This window comes from Winogradskyella sp. ABM4_392 (genome assembly GCF_056160445.1).
This window is the reverse complement of record NZ_JBSWXE010000002.1, coordinates 532,795-551,322: the sequence shown is the minus strand read 5'-3', so window position 1 is coordinate 551,322 and position 18,528 is coordinate 532,795. Positions and strand designations below refer to the sequence as shown.

20 protein-coding genes are annotated in these 18,528 nt (G+C 33.2%); 11 read left to right on the top strand and 9 right to left on the bottom strand.

Annotated features, from left to right (window positions below):
• Positions 1-45: 45 nt before the first annotated feature.
• The 5 genes from dapF to ACXAFS_RS08615 all read left to right on the top strand — a co-directional run bounded on the left by dapF (position 46) and on the right by ACXAFS_RS08615 (position 4,073).
• Complete coding sequence (gene dapF / locus ACXAFS_RS08635; protein ID WP_475306402.1) at positions 46-825, top strand: diaminopimelate epimerase; 780 nt, start codon at positions 46-48, stop codon at positions 823-825.
• Positions 819-1,343 (top strand): GNAT family N-acetyltransferase, encoded by a 525-nt coding sequence (locus ACXAFS_RS08630; protein ID WP_475306401.1) that lies wholly within the window; start codon positions 819-821, stop codon positions 1,341-1,343. The genes dapF and ACXAFS_RS08630 overlap by 7 nt, the downstream gene beginning before the upstream one ends.
• A 3-nt stretch (positions 1,344-1,346) precedes the next feature.
• Positions 1,347-2,390 carry an endolytic transglycosylase MltG gene (mltG, locus tag ACXAFS_RS08625; protein WP_475306400.1) on the top strand — a complete coding sequence of 348 codons (1,044 nt, stop codon included), beginning with the start codon at positions 1,347-1,349 and terminating at the stop codon, positions 2,388-2,390.
• A gap of 3 nt (positions 2,391-2,393) precedes the next feature.
• Entirely contained in the window at positions 2,394-3,299 is a 906-nt protein-coding gene (locus ACXAFS_RS08620) for a DUF2279 domain-containing protein (RefSeq protein ID WP_475306399.1), read from the top strand.
• A 117-nt stretch (positions 3,300-3,416) separates the two neighbouring features.
• Positions 3,417-4,073 carry a peptidoglycan-binding protein LysM gene (locus ACXAFS_RS08615; protein WP_475306398.1) on the top strand — a complete coding sequence of 219 codons (657 nt, stop codon included), beginning with the start codon at positions 3,417-3,419 and terminating at the stop codon, positions 4,071-4,073.
• Here the strand turns inward: ACXAFS_RS08615 and ACXAFS_RS08610 are convergent.
• The 4 genes from ACXAFS_RS08610 to dnaA are packed head-to-tail and all read right to left on the bottom strand — an operon-like array spanning position 4,070 to position 8,135.
• Complete coding sequence (locus ACXAFS_RS08610; protein WP_475306397.1) at positions 4,070-4,786, bottom strand: SAM-dependent methyltransferase; 717 nt, start codon at positions 4,784-4,786, stop codon at positions 4,070-4,072. The two genes, ACXAFS_RS08615 and ACXAFS_RS08610, sit on opposite strands and share 4 nt — an antisense overlap.
• Positions 4,787-6,178, bottom strand: coding sequence for a PQQ-dependent sugar dehydrogenase (locus ACXAFS_RS08605; RefSeq protein WP_475306396.1), 1,392 nt, complete (start codon positions 6,176-6,178; stop codon positions 4,787-4,789).
• A gap of 59 nt (positions 6,179-6,237) precedes the next feature.
• A complete protein-coding gene (locus ACXAFS_RS08600) occupies positions 6,238-6,696 on the bottom strand; it encodes a low molecular weight protein-tyrosine-phosphatase (RefSeq protein WP_475306395.1) in 459 nt (152 codons plus the stop codon).
• Positions 6,697-6,707: 11 nt separating this feature from the next.
• Positions 6,708-8,135, bottom strand: coding sequence for a chromosomal replication initiator protein DnaA (gene dnaA, locus ACXAFS_RS08595; RefSeq protein ID WP_475306394.1), 1,428 nt, complete (start codon positions 8,133-8,135; stop codon positions 6,708-6,710).
• A 201-nt stretch (positions 8,136-8,336) separates the two neighbouring features.
• Here dnaA and ACXAFS_RS08590 point away from each other — a divergent pair, with 201 nt between their 5' ends.
• Positions 8,337-8,744, top strand: a complete 408-nt coding sequence (locus ACXAFS_RS08590) for an acyl-CoA thioesterase (RefSeq protein ID WP_475306393.1) — start codon at positions 8,337-8,339, stop codon at positions 8,742-8,744.
• On the opposite strand, the gene ACXAFS_RS08585 is transcribed toward ACXAFS_RS08590, so the two are convergent.
• The gene (locus ACXAFS_RS08585; protein ID WP_475306392.1) at positions 8,739-9,347 is read right to left on the bottom strand and encodes an IMPACT family protein; all 609 of its coding nucleotides are present in this window, start codon (positions 9,345-9,347) and stop codon (positions 8,739-8,741) included. The genes ACXAFS_RS08590 and ACXAFS_RS08585 overlap by 6 nt on opposite strands.
• A 172-nt stretch (positions 9,348-9,519) precedes the next feature.
• Here ACXAFS_RS08585 and ACXAFS_RS08580 point away from each other — a divergent pair, with 172 nt between their 5' ends.
• Positions 9,520-11,118, top strand: coding sequence for an aryl-sulfate sulfotransferase (locus ACXAFS_RS08580; RefSeq protein ID WP_475306391.1), 1,599 nt, complete (start codon positions 9,520-9,522; stop codon positions 11,116-11,118).
• A gap of 58 nt (positions 11,119-11,176) precedes the next feature.
• Here the strand turns inward: ACXAFS_RS08580 and ACXAFS_RS08575 are convergent, their stop codons facing one another.
• The 4 genes from ACXAFS_RS08575 to ACXAFS_RS08560 are packed head-to-tail and all read right to left on the bottom strand — an operon-like array spanning position 11,177 to position 14,089.
• Positions 11,177-12,025 (bottom strand): EamA family transporter, encoded by an 849-nt coding sequence (locus tag ACXAFS_RS08575; RefSeq protein ID WP_475306390.1) that lies wholly within the window; start codon positions 12,023-12,025, stop codon positions 11,177-11,179.
• Positions 12,022-12,633: an HAD family hydrolase gene (locus ACXAFS_RS08570; RefSeq protein WP_475306389.1), complete on the bottom strand. Its 612-nt coding sequence runs from the start codon at positions 12,631-12,633 to the stop codon at positions 12,022-12,024. The genes ACXAFS_RS08575 and ACXAFS_RS08570 overlap by 4 nt, the downstream gene beginning before the upstream one ends.
• Complete coding sequence (ribD, locus tag ACXAFS_RS08565; RefSeq protein WP_475306388.1) at positions 12,626-13,630, bottom strand: bifunctional diaminohydroxyphosphoribosylaminopyrimidine deaminase/5-amino-6-(5-phosphoribosylamino)uracil reductase RibD; 1,005 nt, start codon at positions 13,628-13,630, stop codon at positions 12,626-12,628. Before ribD ends, ACXAFS_RS08570 begins: the two co-directional genes overlap by 8 nt.
• Positions 13,631-14,089: an LEA type 2 family protein gene (locus ACXAFS_RS08560; RefSeq protein WP_475306387.1), complete on the bottom strand. Its 459-nt coding sequence runs from the start codon at positions 14,087-14,089 to the stop codon at positions 13,631-13,633.
• Between the two features lie 62 nt (positions 14,090-14,151).
• Here ACXAFS_RS08560 and ACXAFS_RS08555 point away from each other — a divergent pair, with 62 nt between their 5' ends.
• The 4 genes from ACXAFS_RS08555 (at position 14,152) to ligA (ending at position 18,456) form a co-directional block, all read left to right on the top strand.
• Positions 14,152-14,643 (top strand): GNAT family N-acetyltransferase, encoded by a 492-nt coding sequence (locus ACXAFS_RS08555; protein ID WP_475306386.1) that lies wholly within the window; start codon positions 14,152-14,154, stop codon positions 14,641-14,643.
• A gap of 2 nt (positions 14,644-14,645) precedes the next feature.
• Positions 14,646-15,527 (top strand): peptide chain release factor N(5)-glutamine methyltransferase, encoded by an 882-nt coding sequence (gene prmC, locus ACXAFS_RS08550; protein ID WP_475306385.1) that lies wholly within the window; start codon positions 14,646-14,648, stop codon positions 15,525-15,527.
• A 351-nt stretch (positions 15,528-15,878) separates the two neighbouring features.
• Positions 15,879-16,460: an LOG family protein gene (locus ACXAFS_RS08545; RefSeq protein ID WP_475306384.1), complete on the top strand. Its 582-nt coding sequence runs from the start codon at positions 15,879-15,881 to the stop codon at positions 16,458-16,460.
• A gap of 1 nt (position 16,461) precedes the next feature.
• On the top strand, positions 16,462-18,456 hold the full coding sequence (gene ligA / locus ACXAFS_RS08540) for an NAD-dependent DNA ligase LigA (protein WP_475306383.1): 1,995 nt from the start codon (positions 16,462-16,464) through the stop codon (positions 18,454-18,456).
• Positions 18,457-18,528: the final 72 nt, after the last annotated feature.

The following is an 18,528-nucleotide window of genomic DNA, read 5'->3' as shown; positions in this document are numbered from 1 at the left end:
AACATCGTTAGTTACAGTCTTTAATTCTTATATTTGCTCAGAATTATGACAATGACATTTTATAAATATCAAGGTACGGGAAACGACTTTATAATTGTTGATAATCGTTTGCAACGCATAGACAAAAACAATACCAAACGTATAGCGGAATTATGCGACAGACGTTTTGGCATTGGAGCAGATGGTTTTATACTATTAGAAAATGACACATCTTCAGATTTTAAGATGGTGTATTATAATTCTGATGGTAACCAAAGTACTATGTGTGGCAATGGTGGCCGTTGTATCGTCGCTTTTGCAAAGTTTCTTGGCATTATTGAAAATGAAACTGAATTTTTAGCTATTGATGGTTTACATAAAGCTATAATTAAAGATGATATTGTGCATTTGCATATGCAAGATGTGGAAACTGTTGAAGTTTTTGATAATCATTTATTTCTAGATACAGGGTCTCCACATCATGTAGAAATGGTTTCTAATATTGAAACATTAGATGTGAAATCTAGAGGGTCTGCTATAAGATATGGCGCTCCTTATAATGAAGTAGGAAGCAACGTTAATTTTGTTGAACAATTGACAGAAAATCGATTTGCTGTTAGAACTTATGAGCGAGGAGTAGAGGATGAGACCTTGTCTTGCGGTACTGGTGTTACAGCTGTAGCCCTAGCAATGCATAATAGTAATAAAACTTCTAACACTGAAGTTGAACTTAAAGTTGAAGGAGGTGAGCTTAAAGTACACTTTATGAAAAGTCCTGAAGGTTATAAAGATATTTGGCTGGTTGGTCCAGCAGAGCAAGTATTTAAAGGTGAAATAGAATGGTAAGTTTAAAAGGAAAACATATCTTTTTAAGAGCCTTAGAGCCCGAGGATCTCGATTTTATCTATGAAATAGAAAACGATACTTCACTTTGGGTACTAAGCGATACGCAAACACCTTATTCTCGATTTTTGATAAAGCAATATTTAGAAAACGCACAGCAAGACATTTTTGAAGCCAAACAATTGCGATTAGCTATTTGTACTGCTAAAGGAAAAGCTATCGGTCTTATAGATGTGTTTGATTTTGATATAAAAAACAAACGTGCTGGCATAGGTATTTTAATCAAAGATGAAGCTAATCGTTATAAAGGATATGGCAAAGAAGCTTTAAGTTTGCTAGTAGATTATTGTTTTAAAATCCTTCATTTGCATCAGGTATATGCTAACGTTTCAGAAAGTAATGAAGCTAGTTTAAAATTATTTGAGAACAATGGTTTCAAAAAAATAGGATTAAAGGAAGATTGGAGTTTCGATGGACAACAATTTTCAAATGAATATATATTACAGCGTATTAACAGATAATCTATGTATATAAAGAAAATACTTTGGGCAGTTGCCGTAATCGGTTTATTAATTTTTGGTGCTATTGCTTACTACATTTATGGTGCTATGTTTCAGCCCAATACAAATTTTGAAGCACAAACAGCTTATATTTATGTGCCTACTGATGCTAATTATATGCAAGTAAGACAGCAGTTAGAACCGTTGTTAAAAGATATAGGTTCTTTTGATGCATTGGCTAAACAGAAAAAGTACACATCTAACATAAAAGCAGGTCGATTTGCCATTTCTAAAGGAATGAATAATAATGAGATTATTAATTCTATAAGAAGTAGAAACTTACCTTTAAAAATAGCATTCAATAACCAAAATAGTCTAGAGGGTTTGGCAGGAAGAATTAGCACTCAGATTGAAGCTGATAGTTTGTCGCTGCTTAAAGCTATGACAGATAAAGATTTCTTGGAGAAGAATGACTTCACAGAGGCAACAGTATTAGGCATGTATTTACCAAATAGTTATGAGTTTTTTTGGAATACTTCAGCGGAAGGCTTTAGAGATAAAATGCTAAAAGAGTATAACCGGTTTTGGAATGAATCTAGGTTAGCAAAAGCTAAGGAATTAAACTTATCTCCAGATGAGGTAATGACTTTGGCATCAATTGTACATGAAGAATCTAAACAAGCAGATGAGCAACCAAGAGTTGCTGGAGTTTATCTCAATAGATTACGAATAGGTATGCCATTGCAAGCAGACCCTACCTTGAAATTTGCAGCTTATCAGTTACCAAAATATAAGAATACAGTGATAAGACGAGTTTTAAATATTCATAAAGAAATAGATTCCCCTTACAACACTTATAAGAATTTAGGTTTGCCACCAGGACTTATAGCAATGCCAGACTTATCTGCTGTAAAAGCTGTTTTAAATCCTGAAAAGCATAATTATCTCTATTTTGCAGCTGATGCAAAACGTTTAGGTTATCATAAGTTTGCAAAAACTCTGGCACAACATAATAATAATGCCAGAGAATATCAAAGGTATCTGTCTTCACAAGGTATTAATAGGTAAGGCTTGAAGTGTGTTATAACACATATCATATTTCTGCTTTGTGTTAGTGGGTCTGTTTTCGCTCAATCCAAAATAAATCAGTTTTTAAAGCCAAGTGACTCCCTTAACAAGTCACGAAGAAATACGGTTCTTATTTCCGAAATTTCTTTAGCTACTACCGCGTTGATAGGTCTAAATCAATTATGGTATGCCGATTATCCGCGTTCAAAGTTTAAAACACTAGATGATAGTAGTGAGTGGTTGCAAATGGATAAGTTAGGACATGTATTTTCTTCTTATCAATTGGGTAGATTGGGTGCAAATACGCTTAATTGGGCAGGTGTAAGTAAAAAAAATCAAATCATCTATGGTTCAGCATTAAGTCTTGGATTTTTAACTACTGTTGAGGTCATGGATGGCTTTTCTGAAGAATGGGGTTTTTCATGGACTGATATGGCTGCTAATACTCTTGGTACTGGACTTTTTGTTGGTCAGGAATTATTATGGGAAGAACAGCGCATACTATTAAAGTATTCGTTCCATCAAACAAGATTTGCAAAGCAGCGACCAGATAAGTTAGGAAATGGTTTAGCTGAAGAATTTTTAAAAGATTATAATGGTCAGACCTATTGGTTGAGTGCAAATCTTAATTCGTTTTTAAAAACTGACTATATACCAAATTGGTTAAACCTTGCCTTTGGTTATGGTGCAGATGGTATGCTTACTGGTGAACCTGACGACCCTTTGTTTATAAATCAAAATAGAACACGGCAATATTACCTAAGTCTAGATGTCGATTTAAGTAGAATTAAAACAAAATCTCATTTTCTAAAAACCATTTTTGACGTTTTAAACGTAATTAAGGTGCCTTTCCCAGCATTGGAATTAAATAGTAAGGGACGTTTAAAGATGCATTATATCTACTATTAATAACTTTTAACAAACCTTAACAGGTTGATTTTCAATATTTAAATAAAATTCGTATATTTGCACGCGATTTTGATAAATACTTATGGGGAAAGTTTTATCAGTTAAAAATTGGCTGTTATGATAAAAAATAGCGTTAAGAATTACTTGTTGCCATTTTCAATTTGCTTAGTAATTGCATTGGCACTTTATCCAAATTCCTCTCTAAATGCAGAAATGTATTCTACAGAAGGTTTGGATTTAAACTACAATATCAAGTCAGATTTAGCCATGTCCCAAGGTAATGATGCTGCTAAATCAGATATTTTTACACCACATTTAGGTAAGTCCTTCGAAGGTTTTAAAGAAGCACTTGCATTTAAAGAGTCTAGAGGAGATTACTTTACTGTAAACACATTGGGTTATTTAGGGAAATATCAGTTTGGTGCTGAAACTTTAAAGTTAATTGGTGTTTATAACCCTAATCAGTTTCTATATAATCCAGAACTTCAGGAAAAAGCATTTATGGCAAATGCATCACGAAACAAATGGATTTTGAGAAAGGATATTAAGCGTTTTGAAGGTAAGTATATCGGTGGAGTTAAGGTAACTGAATCTGGTATTCTTGCAGCAGCACATCTCGCTGGTCCAGGAACGGTTAAAAAGTTCTTACGTAGTTATGGTGACTACAACCTTTCTGATGCTTATGGCTCTACTGTAAAATACTACATGAAAAAGTTTTCTGGTTACGATACAACTATTATTAAGCCAAACAAAAAGGCTAAAGCAAGAATTTAACTTTTTTGAACAATAAATATAGCAGGCCTTTTATGTAGGTCCTCTTTATTGTGTTTCCAATCTTTAGCTGGTTGTGTTTTTATAAATTCGCTAGGTAGTGTAAGATCACAAGCCACACAAACTCTGGTTTCAGGATGTAATACATTGGCTAAATCATCAAGCATTTTCATATTTCTGTAAGGGGTTTCAATAAAAATTTGAGCTTGATTGTGCTCTGAAGATAATCGCTCTAAACTTTTTAATTTAGACTTTCTTTCAGCTTTGTCTATTGGTAGATATCCGTTGAAACAAAAACTCTGCCCATTCATACCAGAAGCCATTAAAGCTAATATTATTGAAGAAGGTCCAACCAAAGGCACAACTTTTATATTCATATTGTGTGCTAAGCTAACAATATCAGAGCCTGGATCTGCAATAGCAGGACAACCAGCTTCAGAAAGTAATCCAATGTTATGACCATCTAAGCATGGGTTTAAAAACGTATTGCGTTCTTCTTCTGTTGTATATTTATTAAGTACACTAAGCTTAAGTGAAGGCTGTGATTTGCTAGGCGAAATACGTTTGATAAATCTGCGTGCTGTTTTTTCGTTTTCAACAATATAATAATCAATATCTTCAATTACTTTTTTAATAGAGATTGGTAAAACCTCTAAAGGAGGATTATCTCCTAATCTTGTTGGGATGAGATATAGCTGGCCTTTTGAGCTTGTCATTTAATTTATAACGAATTTTTTAGTGAGTTTTTTACCGTTTTCAGATTTAAGTTTTATGATATAAAAACCACTTTTTAGTTCTGAAATATTTATGCTTGTAAAAGTATCATTATTATCTTTTAAAATGGACTTTATTAATTTTCCTTGTATGTCATAAATATCAATATTTGTTGAATTACCAGATGTGTCATTTGGAAAGTCTATATTTAAAGTAGTATTAGCAGGATTAGGATATATAGATATTGAATTTTGGGTATTCTCATCGATACTAAGAAGAGAATCCGTAACTTTAAAAATACTGCCACCAAGACTAGAAACATAGAGCTCTCCGTTTATATCTTCACCAAAAGCTACCCAATTACCAGAAAAACCTTCAAAAGTTGAATTCCAACTACCGTTTTCAAATTTTAAATATCCAATTTCTTGCGTACATACGTCACCAAACAAATATGTGCCAACCAGATTAGGGTAAGTTGAGCCTCTGTAGACATATCCACCAGTGATGGAGCATCTTCCTCCAGAATGAGTGTATTCAGCTACAGGAAAAGTTAGCGTGCTACTACTTGGGCAACCGCTAGTGTTATACGTATTATTACCTTCGTAGCATCTCCACCCATAATTGAGTCCAGCATCAGTAAACGCAGCCTGATTAATTTCCTCTCTGGCATTTTGCCCAACATCTGCAATCCATATATCATCATTTGCGCTATCGAAGGAAAATTTCCATGCGTTACGTAGTCCATATGCCCAGATTTCGTCTCTGGCTGAGGGATTACCAACAAAAGGGTTATCTGCAGGAATATCGTAAGGATTTGAAGCTGTTGAGTTGTTTACATCAATCCGTAAAAGCTTGCCAAGTAAACTGTTCAGATTTTGACCGTTGTTTTGAGGATCTCCACCAGAGCCACCATCTCCACTTGAGATGTATAAATAACCATCGGAACCAAATTGTAATTCGCCACCATTGTGATTACCGAAAGGTTGAGAATAAGATAGTATAATAAGTTCAGAATTTGGATCTGCAATGGTAGGATTGACTCCGATTCTAGAAAATCTTGAAATTACAGTATCACCTGAGTTGTTCGTGTAGTAAACAAAAAAATAACCATTGGTGTCAAAATCTGGATGAAAAGCTAAGCCCAACAAGCCCTGCTCATTACCATTACTACCTACAATATTATCAATATCTAAAAAGTTGGTACTTTCAACTGTTCCGTCAGAATTTACGATTTTAATAATACCGTCTTGTTCAACTACAAACAACCTATCATCACCAGCATGTTTTATGTTAACAGGACGATTAAATCCTGAGGCAAAAGATTCTAATTCTATGTCTTGGGCAAGTGAAAAGTAAAAACACAAAATGCATAAAAGAGTAATTGTTTTTTTCATAGCCATAGTTTTTTGGAAGTGTTGACGTTTCTAAGTTACAAAAAATCAAAGACTTGGTTTTAATCTTCTAAGAGCCTTTTTGCAATAATTACTGAAGTTGTTTCGATTAAATCAAAAACATATTCAAAATCACCCATATCACCATAATAAGGGTCAGGTATATTTTTGTTGGAGATATTAGGGTTTTCTTCAAGGAATAGTTTCACTTTTCCTATATCCGAATTGTTCCTTGCCAAGCTAATAATATTAGTGTAGTTAGAGGTATCCATTGCATAGATATAATCAAACCTGTCAAAATCTGAAGCTTTAAATTGCCTGGCTGTTTGGTGACTAATATCTATATTATTGTTTTTTGCAACCTTAATGGATCTGCGATCTGGTTGATGACCAACATGATATGCTGCTGTACCAGCAGAATCAACATAAAATTCAGAAGTATTAAGTTTGGATTCTAAGATACCATGAGCTAATGGTGAACGACAAATATTGCCAAGACACACCATTAAAATTTTAGTCATGTTTTAGATGTTTAAAGCGATAATTTTTTGGCTAAATCTTCAACGTATTTTCTGAATTGTTTATCAGTAGAAGATAGGTTGTCAACGGTTTTACACGCATGTAAAACCGTGGCATGATCGCGTTGCCCAATTTGAGAGCCAATACTTGCTAATGAAGCTTTAGTGTATTTTTTTGCAAAAAACATAGCCAACTGACGTGCTTGTACAATATGGCGTTTACGCGTCTTAGATTGCAGTGTGCTCACATCCATTTGGAAATAATCTGAAACGACTTTTTGAATATAGTCTATAGATACTTCGCGTTTTGTGTTTTTTACAAACTTATCTACAATATCCTTTGCTAGGTTTATTGTAATTTCTTTTTTGTTGAAAGATGATTGTGCTATTAAAGAGATTATAGCACCTTCAAGTTCTCTCACATTTGTTTTTATGTGCTTAGCAACATACTCTACAATTTCATCTGGCATTTCTACACCATCTCTGTAAAGTTTGTTTTTAAGAATAGAAACTCTGGTTTCAAAATCTGGAGTTTGTAACTCAGCTGAAAGTCCCCATTTAAAACGAGATAATAAACGTTGTTCAATATCTTGCATATCAACAGGTGCTTTATCACTTGTTAAAACAACTTGCTTACCGTTTTGATGTAAGTGGTTAAAGATATGGAAGAATACATCTTGTGTGCCTGTTTTACCAGATAAGAATTGTACGTCGTCTATGATTAAAACATCAATGATTTGATAAAAATGAATAAAGTCATTTCTGTTATTCTTTTTTACAGAATCAATATATTGTTGCGTAAACTTTTCAGCAGAAATGTAAAGAACAGTTTTTTCTGGATATTTATCTTTTATATCGACACCAATTGCATGTGCTAAATGAGTTTTTCCTAAACCAACTCCTCCAAAAATTAAAAGCGGATTAAAAGATGTTCCACCAGGTTTGTTAGCTACTGCAATTCCTGCATTTCTTGCCAAACGGTTAGAGTCGCCTTCTAAGAAATTTTCAAAAGTATAACTTGGGTTAAGTTGAGACTCAATTTTTACGTTTCTAATTCCTGGAATTATAAACGGGTTCTTAAGTTCTGGACTCTTGTTGTTAAAAGGCACATCTACATCTTGAGACTTTACAGGTGTTCTGTTAGAACTTGGAATTTTTTCTGTAAACGGTTGTTTGTTGCCATAGGTGTTTTCCATTTTAATAACGTAAACCAATTTGGCATCATCACCTAACTCCTTAGTAAGTGCAACTTTAAGAATTTTAACATAATGCTCTTCCAACCACTCATAGAAGAACTTACTTGGTACTTGAATGCTCAACGCGTTACCAGCAAGTTTTACAGCTTGTATGGGTTCAAACCATGTTTTATAGGCTTGAGGTTGTATATTATCCTTAATAAAAACGAGACAATTACTCCATACAGAATCCGCTGTGATCTCCATTAGTTAAATTTAGATTTTAAAATTGTTAGTTAGATTAGCAAAAAAAAAGAGAATTAGGATTCTCTTAGCATTTTGAACATGACAAATATGTGAACAAAATTTTTAAAAAAAAAATCAATTCTAATTGAATTTAAAGAATTTTTTTCCCATGTTTAAAATCTTCTAAAACTACAAATTTTTTATTAAAAATTATCTTAAATTTTGAATTATAACGAAACAGAAATACGCGTCCGCTATGGAGAAACAGATCAGATGGGTGTTGTGTATCATGCCAATTATGCTGTATACTTTGAGGTAGGTAGAACAGAATGGTTAAGGGAGTTTGGATTAAGCTATAGTGCTATGGAAGCAGAAGGTATAATGCTTCCGGTAATTTCACTTAATATAAACTACAAAAATTCAGCACGTTATGATGATGTGCTTAAAGTAAAAACTAAGTTGAAGAAAATGCCAACTGCATCCATAGAATTTGATTATGAATTAACAAATCATAAAGGTGAATTATTGGCAACTGGCGATACTGTTTTAGCTTTTATTGACGCAAAAAGAAATAGACCTACAAGATGCCCAAAATATCTTTTAGATAAACTGCAAAATTATTCGTTATAATTCATCAATTTCAACACCATAAAATTGATTAAATAATTCAAATATCTTTGAAGCGTTACCTTTTCTGACAGATATTTCTAACAAACAGTCAAGTTCTAACGTTTGTTTTAATATTTCTATCTGATTTTCTTTAAGAATACGCATCACCTTACTCATGTTTTTGTATTCAAACTTTATTGAGAAATGCTTATTAATTGTTTTTTCAATAATATCTGATGCCTCAATAGCAAATTGAGCACCGGTTTTGTAGGCATTGATTAAGCCGCCAACTCCAAGTTTTACTCCACCGTAATACCTAACTACAATAATAAGAATATTCGTTAGCTCAAATGATTGAATTTGTCCATATATTGGCATTCCAGCTGAATTTTTAGGTTCACCATCGTCATTTGCCCTAAAAGTTATTTTTTCTGTTCCTAATTGATAAGCATAACACCAATGCCTAGCAGAGTGATGTTCTTTTTTAACCCCTTCAATATGGGTTTTTATTTCATCTTCATTTTCAACAGGAAAAGCATAACCAATAAACTTGCTGTTTTTGTCTTTAAATAACTCTCCAATCGAAGGTTTAGAAATGGTTTTATATATGTCTGCTGAGTCCATAATTAAACACGAAACTACCATATTATATTAAGGAATATGACAAATAGTTGGTTTTATTGAAAATATAACAATGAACATTCTTGATTTTTTTAACAAAATTGAGTCTTTAAAGCGTTAGAAATATTTACATTTTTGACTATCATTCTATATATTAGCAAAAAAAATTAAAGCGATGAAAAAAATTACTTATTTAGCTATTCTGCTCCTTATTAATCTATCATTTGGGCAGGAAACAATTGGACTTATTTTTGAAGATATTAATGCTGAATTGGCAGATGGTTATACGTTATTTAAGCCTACCTCTGATCAACGTGTTTTCCTCATTAATAATTGTGGAGAAGTAGTTAACCAGTGGACTTTTTCTGGTAATAATGCAAGAAATGCATACCTTCTAGAGAACGGTAATCTATTACAAAGTAGTGGGTTGCAAGCAGAAATTAGAGACTGGAACGATAATGTACTTTGGAGTATAACATACCAAGACGAGTTTGGTTGGAGAATACATCATGACATAGAGCCTTTACCAAATGGTAATTTTTTGGTTTTGGTAAGACAAAGTTTAACAGATACTGAGATGTTTGCTCAAGGGTTAGATACATCGTATGATAATCCTACGCTAGTTTTAGATAGGGTTGTTGAGATAGAGCCAGTAGGAATAGACTCAGCTAATATAGTTTGGGAGTGGAGGTTAATAGATCATATTATTCAAGATTTTGATAATACAAAACCGAATTATGGTGTTGTTGGTGATAATCCTCAATTATATAATATTAATTATGTAAATGGAAATGGCTCTAACCCGATTCATGCCAATGCAATAGATTACAATGCAGATTTAGATCAAATTGCTGTTTCAGCGAGACATCTAAGTGAGGTTTTTGTAATTGACCATAGTACTACAACAGCAGAGGCAGCTTCCCATTCAGGTGGTGTTTATGGGAAAGGAGGCGATTTTCTATGGAGATGGGGAAATCCTGAAGCCTACGATCAAGGTGCTGCAGCAGATAGAACACTGGGTAGACAGCATGATATTAAATGGATAACAGAAGGACCGCACGCAGGTAAGATGTCTGTTTTTTGTAATGATGGATATGGTAGTGATATGACTGCTTCATCGGTTCATATAATAGACCCTAGCCATACAAATGGTGTATATTCAATGAGTGCAGATAAATTTCTGCCAACTACATATGATTGGTCTTGGGATGGCACAATTATGTCTGAAGTAATGCACGCAGGTGCCCAAAGTGGTTTTCAGACTTTACCAAACGGTAATGCACTTATTTGTGAGTCTGATATAGGTAGACTTACTGAGATAAACAGTGCTGGAGATGTTATTTGGGTTTATAGAATACCAGTTGGTGCTGGAGTGGAGTATGCACAGTTTGATGAACCTTCAGGTAACGGATCGTTTAGAGCGCATCGATATCCATCAAATTATCCTGGTTTTAATGGTGTTACCTTTAATAATACAGGAAAAATTGAAGATATAAATGCCTTGACTGATGATTGTGTTAACCGCTTATCTATAGATGAAGTTCAGTTGATAGACTTAAAAGTTTATCCTAACCCTACACAAGGAATTGTTAACTTTGAGTTTAATGAAGTTGTTGATACGATAGAGGTTTTTAACCTCACTGGTCAATCAGTTTTAATAGTTAAAGAATCAAACAGAATAGATTTAAGTTCATTCTCAAATGGATTGTATATGGTAAAGTTGTCTACAGGAGCGTCAACAAAATTTGTTAAAGTTCTGAAGGATAACAATTAATTAAATTGATTTTAGTATTAAAAAAGAGCCATCATTTTTAGAATGATGGTTTTTTTATTTATAAGGTTACCAATATTATAGAAATTAAGGCTAAGCCAATACCAATCCAGTTTTTAGAGGATATTATTTCTTTAAAAAGTAATAAGCCTGTTAAGCACGATACAGCAACAATAGCAACATTGTTTATGGTAAAAATTGTAGAGCTTTCAAATCCGTCTACTCGCAAGGCTTTTAAAAGAAAGTACATAGAGCTGTAATTGACCAAACCAAGTGCAATACCAAACGGAATGCTTTTAGGATTGAATTTTTGTTTATTCTGTTTGGTTTTTAATGTTATTAAAACTAAGCCGATTAAAAAAGCACTTCCAAAAATAATAGCAAGAAACAAAGGCATAATGCCATCTGGTGCAAAATGATTAACACTGGTGTCAATAACTCCAGAACCTAAAAACAAAATAATAGGTAAATAAATAGCCTTAGTTAGTACAACGTTAGATTTTGGTTTTATTGAAGTAAGGTAAACAGCTAAAAGTGCTAATATTATACCTATGACTTTCTTGAAGCCAATACTTTCGTTATAAACAATAATACCAAATAGTATTGGTATAATCACACTCATTTTGCTGGCTACAGATGCCACAGATAGTCCATTTTTTTGAGCAGTAAGTGCCATAACATTAAAAATGCTAATAAATAAAAAACCTAAACCTAGCGCAACATAAAACCAAGTTTCTGATATAAAACTGTCGACATTTATAGGTTTGTCATATAGCAAAATTCCGCAAGTAAATGCTGTTATGTAATTAAATACAATAGCTTGAAGTGTATTTATATTGTACTTGTTGAAGAGTTTAAAGAGTACAAAAATAGCTGTAGATGATAAAACGCTAAGTATTAAAAAAATCAAAAGTGTGTACTATTAAGGTTAAACAGGTTTGTTACATCTTCACGAGTCTCATCAATGTTCCAAACTTTAATACCTAAAGATTTAGCCGTATCAGTATTTTCTTTTGTGTCGTCAACAAAGAAACACTGTTCTGGTTTTAAGTTGTTGTTTTCTAAAACAAAATCAAAAATATCTTTATTAGGTTTTCTAAGGTGAATTTCTTGAGATAAGTAAAACTGATCAAAACAGTTTTTAAAGTCTTCATAAAAACTAACGTTATCTTTTATAAAGTCTATATGCATATCATTCGTGTTGCTTAATAAAATGAGTTTATAGCGTTGTTCCTTTGCTAGTTTTTGAAGAAACTCTAAGCGATATTTTGGAAAATCTTTTAAGATATAATTCCAGGCTTCAATGACTTGGTTTTCGTTTAAATAAGGAAATTTAGATGTGTAGAAGTCAATAAATTCTTCTGTTGGTATTTTGCCAATTTCATATAAGATATTGGTGTTAATCATGTCTTCTTCAAACGTATCTATCTGAAACAAATTAAGTGCGTTTTGCATAGCACCTTCTTTGTCTAGGTTGATAAAAACATCTCCAAAATCGAAAATAAGCGTATCAATCATTCATATAGAATTTTATGCGGTCTTCTTTTAATTTTTTTTCAGAAATTAACCTGCCATTTATTTGTGGTGCTTTGATACCTGATTTAAATTCAGTTTTACCAATAAAAATTCGGGCTTCGTCCCATAGATTTTCATCAATAAAAGTTTGAAGCGTTTTAGCACCACCTTCAATAATCACAGAGTTTATATTATGTTGGTGTAGGTAATTACAAATCTGAGAAGCCAAAGGTTTATCAAAATTAATCTCAGTTTTAGTGAGTTTAATGGTTTTAGCTGAGGTGTCAAAAATTTTGTAACTCTCATCAAGTTTGTTAGTCTTGTCTATGGCAATTCTAATAGGATTTTCACCAGTATAATCTCTAACTGTAAGACTTGGGTTGTCTTCTAAGACTGTATTTGTTCCTACTAAAATGGCTTGTTCTTCAGCTCGCCATTTGTGTACCAGTTGTCTTGAGTAAGTGTTTGTAATCCAAACTGGTTTTTGTTCATCCTTAGTTTCTGGCGCAATAAAACCATCTTGGGTTTCGGCCCATTTCAAAATTATATATGGTCGTTTTTTATTGTGATAGGCAAAAAAACGCTTTAAATGTGCTTTGCATTCTCCTTCTAAAACACCAACAATAACATTGCAACCATGTGCCTTTAATTTGGCAATGCCTTTACCTGCGACTTCAGGATTATCATCAATACAACCAATTACCACATTTGGGATGTTGTGGTGTATAATGAGGTCGCTACAAGGAGGTGTTTTTCCGTAATGGCTACAAGGCTCTAAAAGCACATACATAGTGCTGTCTTCTAGTAAGGATTTGTTTTTAACAGAATTTACAGCATTAACTTCGGCATGTGGTCCGCCATAAGCGCTGGTAAAACCTTCTCCAATAATACTGTTGTTATGCACAATAACAGCACCAACCATAGGGTTTGGTCTGGTGGTTCCCAATCCGTTTTTGGCAATTTGTAAGCAACGTTTTATGTAGTACTCGTGTGTTTGCACTTAAAATTTAATTTTTACGTCTTCAGTTTTATTGATGGTATAGGTGGAAGAATAGCCTAAAACCTTGTACTTAATATCTCCTTTGTACTGCACTTTTAGTTTTTTAGATAGTAAACTACCTAACAAACCACCAAGATTACCTTTGTTTATAATGCTATCTGTAGCAATAGAAACTGTAAGTGGAATTTTGAACTTGTCTTTAGAAGGTACTTTAAATTCTTTTGATGTAAATGTGGCTATTTCTCTGTCGTTAATAAGCACTTTTAATGCATCTGTTTGAAGTGTGCCACCAACATCATTTGGGTTACTAAACTCTGCATCTGCACTAATGGTTATATTCTCAATATTAGAATCTAAAACCTTGATATTATCAATACCAATAAATTGAGGTTTTTCCTTCACAGTGCAGTTGAAAACAAGTGAAAAAATCATAAAAATGAATAATATTCTTTTAATCATAAAAAGGTATTTATAATTATCTTCATGCCGTAAAAACAGACAGAATAAAAGTTTTAATTAAGTTGGGTAAAGATACCATAGTTATTCGAGAAATAGAACAAAAGGATAATCCTAAAATTGCCAAGGCTATACGAAGTGTTTTAATAGAAATGGGCGTACCTAAAGTCGGTACAGCTTATGAGGATGTATCTTTAGATTGCATGACAGAAACTTACAGTAATTCCAAAACCAAATATTTTGTTTTGGCTCAAGGTCAAGAGATTCTCGGAGGTGCTGGTATTGCACCATTAGATAATTATGAAGGCAATTTTTGCGAGTTACAAAAAATGTATTTTATGCCAGAGGCAAGAGGAAAAGGTTTAGGAACTAAAATGATGAATGTTTGCTTAGAATTTGCTAAAAATGCAGGTTTTGAAAGTTGTTATTTAGAAACCATGCCTTATATGGATAATGCCAGAAAATTGTACAAAAAAGTTGGTTTCGAGTTTTTAGAAAAACCACTTGGCAATACAGGCCATTATTCGTGTACCGTATGGATGCTTAAAACATTTTAATTTTGAAAGCAAAGGATTTAAAAGACATATTTCATAAAGAATTAGATCAAATTTATGGTAAAGATGAGGTGGCAAGCTTTTTTTATTTAGGCTTAGAGCATTATTTTAGTGTAGCCAGAATTCAATTGCAATTAGAGCCTGAGTTTACCTTATCTCATGACGAAACTGATACCTTTTTTGAACTTTTAGAAGGGTTAAAACAGCAAAAACCAATTCAATATTTGTTGGGAGAAACTGAGTTTTACGGATTGCAATTTAAAGTGAATGAAAATGTACTAATCCCAAGACCAGAAACCGAAGAGCTTGTAGATTGGATTATAAAGGATTCAAAATTCAAAATTCAAAATTCTGAAACAATAAAGATTTTAGATATAGGAACAGGTTCTGGCTGTATTGCAATTTCTTTGGCTAAGCACTTGCCAGAAGCTCAGGTTTTTGCAGTTGATATATCAGAGTCTGCTTTAGAAATAGCTTCAGAGAATGCGGATAGTAATGATGTTGAGGTTAAGTTTATTAAAGCTGATATGTTAGAGTCTTCCCTTTGGGAAGATGTCGCTTTGCGACAGAAGGGCTCTTTCGATATCATCGTTTCAAATCCACCTTACGTTCGTGAGCTCGAAAAGCAAGAAATAAAGCCAAACGTTCTTGATAACGAGCCTCATTTAGCGCTATTTGTAGAAAACGATAATCCATTGCTTTTTTACAAAGTGATAACTGATTTTGCTGTTGATAAGTTGAAATCTAATGGCTCACTTTATTTTGAAATTAACCAGTATCTTGGACAAGAAACAAAGCAACTTTTAGTTGATGCCGAATTTAAAGCGGTTGAATTGAGAAAGGATTTAAATGGTAATGACAGAATGTTAAAAGGAACAAAAAAGTAACATGAATGTTATTCCTGCGAAGGCAGGAATCTAAACTAAAAAGAGTCCCATTTTCATGGGAAATAAATATGAAAAGTATATTAGTTCATTATGGCACTTTTATTTTTAGGAAAAACCCAATGTCCTCTTTGCGGAGAGATTATTTACAGTGAAAATGATGTTTATATGTTTAGTCATTTTATTTCTCAAAATCATCGACTTTGGCAATACTCGGACTCGTCTATTCATAAAAATTGTTTCGATAAATGGAAGGATAAAAATGAATTTTTAGAATTATATAAAATAAAAACAGGACAAAGTTATTTTTAAATTGTTTTAGTTTCCTTCCTTTGGAAGGATTAAGGAAGGCTTATGAAAAGTATATCAGTTTTTTGCGGAAGTAGCGACGGAAATGACAACGAAATTATTACAACGGCTTATACTTTGGGTAAAGAATTTGCTCAAAAAGATATAACACTTGTTTATGGTGCAGCAAAGATTGGTATCATGGGAAAAGTTGCTGAAGGTGTTATAGAAAACGGAGGTAAAACAGTTGGTGTTATTCCATCTTTTCTTAAAACCAAAGAAATTGTTCATACGGAGCTAACAGAGCTGATTACCACAGACAATATGCATGATAGAAAGATTATTATGTATGAAAAAAGTGATGGCTTTATCATTATTCCTGGTGGTTTTGGTACTATGGATGAGTTTTTTGAAATCACAACTTGGGGACAATTAGGCTTACATACCAAACCTATTGGGATTTTAAATATCAATGGTTATTATGATGCTTTGATAAAGCAATGTAAAGTCATGGTAGAACGTGGCTTTTTAAAACAAGAAAATTTAGATGCTGTTGTTATAGACACAACAATTGAAGGACTTTTAGATAAAATGAATAATTATAAACCATTGCCAGCACCAAAATGGTTGAATAAAGAAGGATTATAGAATGGATATAAAATCTAAGATTGAATCTTTGAGAGACGAATTACGTCAACACAATTATAATTATTACATACTCGATAATCCTACCATTAGCGATTACGAGTTTGATATGAAGTTGGAAGAACTTCAAGCTTTGGAAGAAGCCCATCCAGAATTTTATGATGAAAATTCGCCGACAAAACGTGTAGGTGGTACAATTACTAAGAATTTTAATACGGTTGTACACGATTTCAGAATGTATTCTTTAGACAATTCTTATTCTAAAGAAGATTTAATGGACTGGGAAAAGCGCATCAAAAAAATGGTAGATGGTGATGTGCAATACACATGTGAGCTAAAGTACGATGGTGCATCTATGAACTTGACTTACGAAAACGGAAAACTCTTAAGAGCAGTTACAAGAGGAGATGGAGTGCAAGGTGATGAGGTTACGGCTAATGTAAAAACCATTAATACAGTACCACTTCAGTTAAAAGGTGATTATCCAGAGCGTTTTGATATAAGAGGTGAAATCATTTTGCCTATTGAAGGATTTTTAAAAATGAATGAAGAGCGCATTGCTAATGATGAAGAGCCATATCGAAATCCGAGAAATACAGCATCAGGAAGTTTAAAGCTTCAAGATAGTTCTGAGGTGGCAAAGCGACCTTTAGAATGTCTTTTATACAGTATAAAAGGTAATAATCTTAAAATTTCTACGCAGTTTGAAGGTTTAGAAAAAGCTAGAGAATGGGGCTTTAAGGTACCACAAGAAGCGAAATTGGTCGGTTCTATTGATGAAGTTTTGGAGTATGTAAATTATTGGGATGAGCACAGGCACAATCTACCATATGAAATAGATGGAGTAGTGGTAAAGGTAAATAGTTTGTTTCAACAAGATGAGTTAGGTTATACAGCCAAAGCACCACGTTGGGCCATGGCTTATAAATTTAAAGCCGAACAAGTATCTACAAGATTAAACGAAATTACCTATCAAGTTGGCCGTACAGGTGCTATAACACCAGTTGCCAATTTAGAGCCAGTTCAATTGGCTGGTACAATAGTTAAGCGTGCATCGTTACATAATGCCGATCAGATTGAAAAGTTAGACATTAGGGAAGGAGACGAGGTGTTTGTTGAGAAAGGTGGCGAAATCATTCCAAAGATTATTGCCGTAGATCTTGCAAAACGTCCTGCAGATTCTCAGCCAACAAACTATATTACGCATTGTCCTGAGTGTCAAACAGAATTGGTAAGACCAGAAGGAGAAGCGAAACATTATTGTCCTAATTATAATGGTTGTCCACCACAAATAATAGGTCGTATCCAGCACTACATCTCAAGAAAAGCTATGGATATTGAAGGTCTTGGTGGTGAAACAGTAGCGCTTTTAGTAAAAGAAGGCTTAATTACAAACTATGCTGATTTATATGAGTTAACGGTTGAACAGGTCATTCCGTTAGAACGTATGGCAGAAAAGAGTGCGGAGAACTTGGTCAAAGGTATAGAAGCTTCAAAACAGATTCCATTTGAGCGCGTTTTGTTTGCGCTTGGCATTAGATATGTTGGAGAAACTGTTGCTAAGAAATTGGCAAAGCATTACAAATCTATTGATGCGTTAATGTTTGCTTCAGTTTTGGATTTGGTAACTGTAGATGAAATTGGCGAGCGTATTGCAGAAAGTGTTGTAGAGTTCTTTTCTTCTGAAGAAAATAAAACAATTGTAGAGCGATTAAAAGGATACGGAGTGCAATTAGAAATCTCTGCAGAGAAATTAGCTAACCAAACTGAAAAACTTAAAGGACAAACTTTTGTAGTTTCAGGTGTGTTTGAATCCATTTCTAGAAACGAGCTTAAAAAACTTATTGAAGACAATGGTGGTAAGGTGTCATCTTCTATATCGTCAAAAACTAGTTATGTGGTTGCAGGTGATAAAATGGGTCCAAGTAAGCGTATAAAAGCAGAAACTTTGGGTATTACTATCCTTTCTGAAGAAGAGTTTTTATCTTTTTTGAAATAAATTCCTACAATAAAATTAACTTTTTATCGATAAAAAGCATTTTTTTATCGTTTAATTGTAATTTTTTTATAT